The organism is Candidatus Binatia bacterium (genome assembly GCA_029248525.1).
In the GTDB taxonomy this organism is placed as follows: Bacteria; Desulfobacterota; Binatia; order UBA12015; family UBA12015; genus UBA12015.
On record JAQWJE010000024.1, the window covers coordinates 1 to 4,515 of the forward strand.

General features: G+C 60.2%; 4 protein-coding genes. 2 read left to right on the plus strand and 2 right to left on the minus strand.

Translation table 11 applies throughout. The features are described from left to right. Positions 1 to 1,220: transposase (locus P8K07_05610; protein ID MDG1958001.1), on the plus strand; the 1,220-nt coding region annotated here is incomplete at its 5' end. Between the two features lie 286 nt (positions 1,221 to 1,506). Beyond that, complete coding sequence (locus tag P8K07_05615; GenBank protein MDG1958002.1) at positions 1,507 to 2,001, plus strand: hypothetical protein; 495 nt, start codon at positions 1,507 to 1,509, stop codon at positions 1,999 to 2,001. Positions 2,002 to 2,427: 426 nt separating this feature from the next. Here the strand turns inward: P8K07_05615 and P8K07_05620 are convergent, their stop codons facing one another. After that, a complete protein-coding gene (locus P8K07_05620; GenBank protein ID MDG1958003.1) occupies positions 2,428 to 3,510 on the minus strand; it encodes an SMP-30/gluconolactonase/LRE family protein in 1,083 nt (360 codons plus the stop codon). Further along, positions 3,507 to 4,361, minus strand: coding sequence for a helix-turn-helix domain containing protein (locus P8K07_05625; GenBank protein MDG1958004.1), 855 nt, complete (start codon positions 4,359 to 4,361; stop codon positions 3,507 to 3,509). The genes P8K07_05620 and P8K07_05625 overlap by 4 nt, the downstream gene beginning before the upstream one ends. Positions 4,362 to 4,515 lie beyond the last annotated feature (154 nt).

Below are 4,515 nucleotides of genomic sequence, written 5' to 3' on the forward strand. Positions count from 1 at the left end.
CTGGACGGCGCATGAACGAACGGTCGGCCGATCTCGTCGACCGGGTCCTGGGGGGATTGCCGATGCGTCAATATGTACTGACGGTCCCCCATCGACTGCGATTCTGGATGATCTTCGATCATCGCCTTTGTCGCTCGGTGCTGGCGGTGTTGCATCGGGCTTTGCTGGGGATGCAACGACGTCGGGCGAAACACCTTGGCCTGCTCGACCCGAAATGCGGTGCCGTGACGGCGATCCAGCGCTGTGGATCCGCTCTCAACGTAAACGTCCACTTCCATACCCTGATGCCCGACGGTGTTTTCGTGGAGGCAGGAGATGCGGGCGGAGAGGAGGGCGCCTTCCGTCGGCTGCCGCCGCCTTCCGACGACGAGGTCCAGCGGCTTTTGCTCACCATTCGTCGCCGTGTTCTTCGACTCCTGCGACGCCGTGGTCTGTTCGATGAGGATGGCGCCGAGATGCCGGGCGACAAGGCTGCAGCATGTCTGTCAGGCTTCGCCGAAGCCGCTCTGCGCGGCCGCGTTGCCACCGGTCGGCGTGCCGGGAGTCGTTTGCGCCGCATCGGTGGTGATCCGGACGCCGCATGGCTTCCCGCGAGCGGCCGGCGGCATGCTCATGTGGAAGGCTTCGACCTCCACGCAGCGATCGGCGTCAAGGCACAGAATCGCAAAGGTCTCGAGCGCTTGGCGCGCTACATTCTTCGCCCGCCGGTGGCTCAGGGCCGGCTCGCATTGCGTGACGACGACAATATCGTGCTGAAACTGCCGAGGTCGTGGGCCGACGGCACGACCCATATCGTCTTCGAGCCCAGCGAGTTTCTCGAGCGTTTGGTGACTCTGACACCGCGACCGCGGATCAACCTCATCATTTACAGCGGCGTTTTCGCGGGCCACGCCCGCGGCCGCAGCGCGGCGGTCGCCCGGGCGTTGCAGACCGCACAGACCGCCACAGCTCCGGCCTCGCTGCCGGGCGAAGCGCAGCCGGCGAGGCCGGAGCAGCGTCACTACCGGTGGGCGGACCTGATGCGTCGTGCCTTCGCGGTGGATGTGCTCGCCTGTCGTCGCTGCGATGCGCGACTGCGGTTGATCGCGACCATCGAGAGTCCCGAGGCTATTCGGCGGATCCTGACTCACCTGGGTCTGCCCACGATCCTTCCCCGGCCAGATCCGGCCCGGGCGCCTCCTGGCCACACTAGCGATTTCTTCGAAGATTTCTCCGCCTGAGCAGAGCCGTGGCTAACTGCCCCAGGCAGGGGTGCGTGCGGCTGCGTCGGAATTCCCTTGGTTTGGCGAGATGCAGCGGGTTTGGGCCTTCATCTGGCCCGCCCAGCGGCTCTGCCACGGGCGGGAAGGCGATTTAGCGACTGCTTGTGGCAGGATTCGGCTTGACGAATAGAGCGTCGCTTGGGCAAAAAGGGCCTTCATGTTTCCTACCGTCCCTGCGGTAGTGAGGGGTTTGAGGGAAGCAGGGGGGATAAAATCCTAATCGTTGTGCACAGGGAGGAAAAATATGAATAAACTAACGCAACTGCTTATCTTGCTCTCTTTCGCCATCTCTTCCGGAATAGCTGACGCTTCCGAAGCTGAATGCAAAAAAATTGCACAGCGCGAATATCCTAATGATGCGCGTATGCAACAGTACGTTTATGATAAACAAGTCGCCGCAGACCGGTACATGACAACCGTAAAAGATGCTGACGTTAAAAAAATCGCACTTCGTGAATACCCCTACGATTATGCGATGCAGAAGTATGTTTACGACAAACAGACTGCGGCGAAGCGCTACATGACTACGGTTACTGACACAGAGGTGAAGAAAATTGCGTTGCGTGAATACGCTTACGATTATGCGATGCAAAAGTATGCTTACGATAAGCAACTTGCGGCAAAAAACTATATGACAGCAATGAGCTCTTCATCTGCTAAATCAAAAGCACTACGAGAATACCCTTACGACTACGCGATGCAGAAATACATCTACGACAGAGCAATGGCGGGAAAATGAAAACGGCAGAACCAACGAAGTCAGCTTATTGGTCGCTCCGCTCTCAAACGCTGCTTCGAGACGTTGGAAATAAGAGGGCGAATGAAATTAAACGCCCGTCACGGGGCTCCCCATAGCGATTTAACATAACGCCCATGCTCGGACGTTGTGCTGGAAGCCAGCTTGTATGTCCTATCCCCTACCGGACATGGTCAAGGGTGTAGAATGGGCCTTTGAAATTCCTATCCCCCACCCTTCGCCATGTCCGGTAGAGGCTAAAGAGGGACACGGGGGTTCTCGAGAGAAGACTGGGGTCCGTAGGCGGACATGGCCCAGGGTGCACTATGGGCCTTTAAAATTCCTATCCGCTGAGGTTGGCACATGGGATGACTGTACCGAGACGTCGGACTCTGGGTGGGGATAGGACATTCAAGCTGTCTTCCGGCACTACATCCGAGGCCTGGGCGGTAGGTCGATTCGTGCGACCGCGCTCTCGCTGATGCTGCCAAGGTAGAGCTGTCCGTCGTGTCGCACGACGCTCGTGGTGCCGCCGTAGCGACCGGCGTGATCCTGCAGGTTGTGGACAATCGTTCCCTGACCATCGAAGGCCACGACGAAACTGAGCTTGGAATGGCGTGCCGGGGACGGAATCCATCGCAGTGGGAGACGAGCAAGCAATCGCTTGAACGCGGGCGAGCGGGGATGCACCCAGTCGAGAATGGGGTCGCGCTCGACGAAGGCGGCCATCCAGAACAACTCGCCGTCGAAGGTGATGTTGTCCGGCATCGCCGGTAGCTCGGGGATGATGACTTCGACTTCCCCGGCCTGCGGCCCCTTGAGCCACAACTTCTTCACGGTGTACCCGATGGTCTCGCTGATCACGACGTAGGCCTCGTCTGGCCCGAGTGCCACACCATTTGGGTTCCGAAGCCCGTCGAGTACGACACGAGTCTGCCGGGTTCTCGGGTCGTAGGTGAGGAGCTGGCCACTTGCTTGGCCCTCGAGGAACTCATGGTGGTCGTTGTACTCGGCGTAGCGAGTCGAAAAATCTGAGAACCAGACGCGGCCGTCTTGGCCCACATCGAGGTCGTCGAGGAACAAGAACTTCCGGCCCGCGTGGCCGCTGGCCAGGATGGTGATTTGTCCGTCCGTGTCGACGGACAGGAGCCCGAGCGTGGCGTCGGCCACGATGAGCTGCCCGGCCGAATCGAACTCCATGCCCCCCGGTGAGCCGTGTGTGTTGGCGAACTCCTCGAAGCGACTCCCATCCGGTGGGAAGCGAATGATACGGCCATCTCGCAGCCCCGTGTAGCCCCAGCCATCCGGGCCGAAGGTTATGGTCTCGGGGCCGGGGCCGAAGCCGTCGAGTAGACGGTCCATCGGGCGGAGAGCGTCGTTTTGTTGGAAGGGCCCCGAGAACCCCGGGTTCCGCGGCGGCTCCCAGGACTCGGGCTGGATTTCTATAGGCCACAAAGCCAGATAGGCGATGGCCAAACACCCGGCCAGCGCGACGGTTAGTCGTGTACTCATCGTCTTTTCTCCTTTGGTTCGAGCGTCGATACGAGGGCGCTCATCAAGGTGCGGCCGAAGCGCTGCACCTTCTTGCGTGTGGCTGCGGAAGCGATCGGCGAGCCGCCGAGCAGGGCCTGCTGCACGGGCGAATCGTTGAACGTGAGGACCAGAAAATAAATCATGCTCATCATCGCCAGCTTGCTCTCGGCGCGCGGTCGACCCAGCCCGAGGGTCGCCACCAGCAGGCGTTCGAGCCCTCGGAAGAAATCGGCGTCGTGCTCGAGGAGTGACGCGGAGCCCTCTGGAAGTTGCCCAGAGAGACTCTGGAGCGCGAAGGGAGCGAGGGCGGGCCGGTCGACCATTAGGTCGATCGCGGTGTCGAGCCAGGCATCAACATCGCGGGGATTCGGCGCCTCCAGAACGAAGCGCTCGATACGCTCGGCCAAGTACTGGGCCTGGGCGTGGCAGACCGCTTCGTAGAGAGTCCGTTTGTCTTTCCAATGAAGGTGGAGGGTCGCGACATTGGCCCCGGCGGCGGCGGAGATTTCTCGTACCGTGACGGCGTCGAACCCGCGCCGGGCGAAGAGCTCTTCGGCGGCATCGAGGAGGCGAGCCTTCTTGGATGAAGGTTCGGCGAGGGCTTTCGTTACGGAGGCTGCGAGATCCATGTCTTCGAGTATAAGCAAGCGATTACTTATAGTCAAGGCCAAGCCACTTTCCCGGAACGGCTTGAAGTTCCTATCCGTCTCCTTACTGTTCGAGCAGGCCGCCCAGCGGCTCTGCCACGGGCGGGAAGGCGATTTAGCGACTGCTTGTGGCAGGATTCGGCTTGACGAATAGAGCGTCGCTTGGGCAAAAAGGGCCTTCATGTTTCCTACCGTCCTCGAGGATGACGTTTGGGAGCTCTACAACACGAAGGAAGACTTCAGCTTGGTGAATAACCTGGCGGATCAGTACCCTGAGCGTGTGGCGGCGATGGAAGCCACTTTCATGGAAGAGGCCGAGAAGTACAACGTGCTGCCG

What these genes read in the sequence shown, in the direction of transcription:
- P8K07_05615 (MDG1958002.1), top strand. Translation starts at nt 1,507, where the DNA reads ATGAATAAACTAACGCAACTGCTTATCTTGCTCTCTTTCGCCATCTCT.
- P8K07_05620 (MDG1958003.1), bottom strand. Translation starts at nt 3,510, where the DNA reads ATGAGTACACGACTAACCGTCGCGCTGGCCGGGTGTTTGGCCATCGCC.
- P8K07_05625 (MDG1958004.1), bottom strand. Translation starts at nt 4,361, where the DNA reads ATGAAGGCCCTTTTTGCCCAAGCGACGCTCTATTCGTCAAGCCGAATC.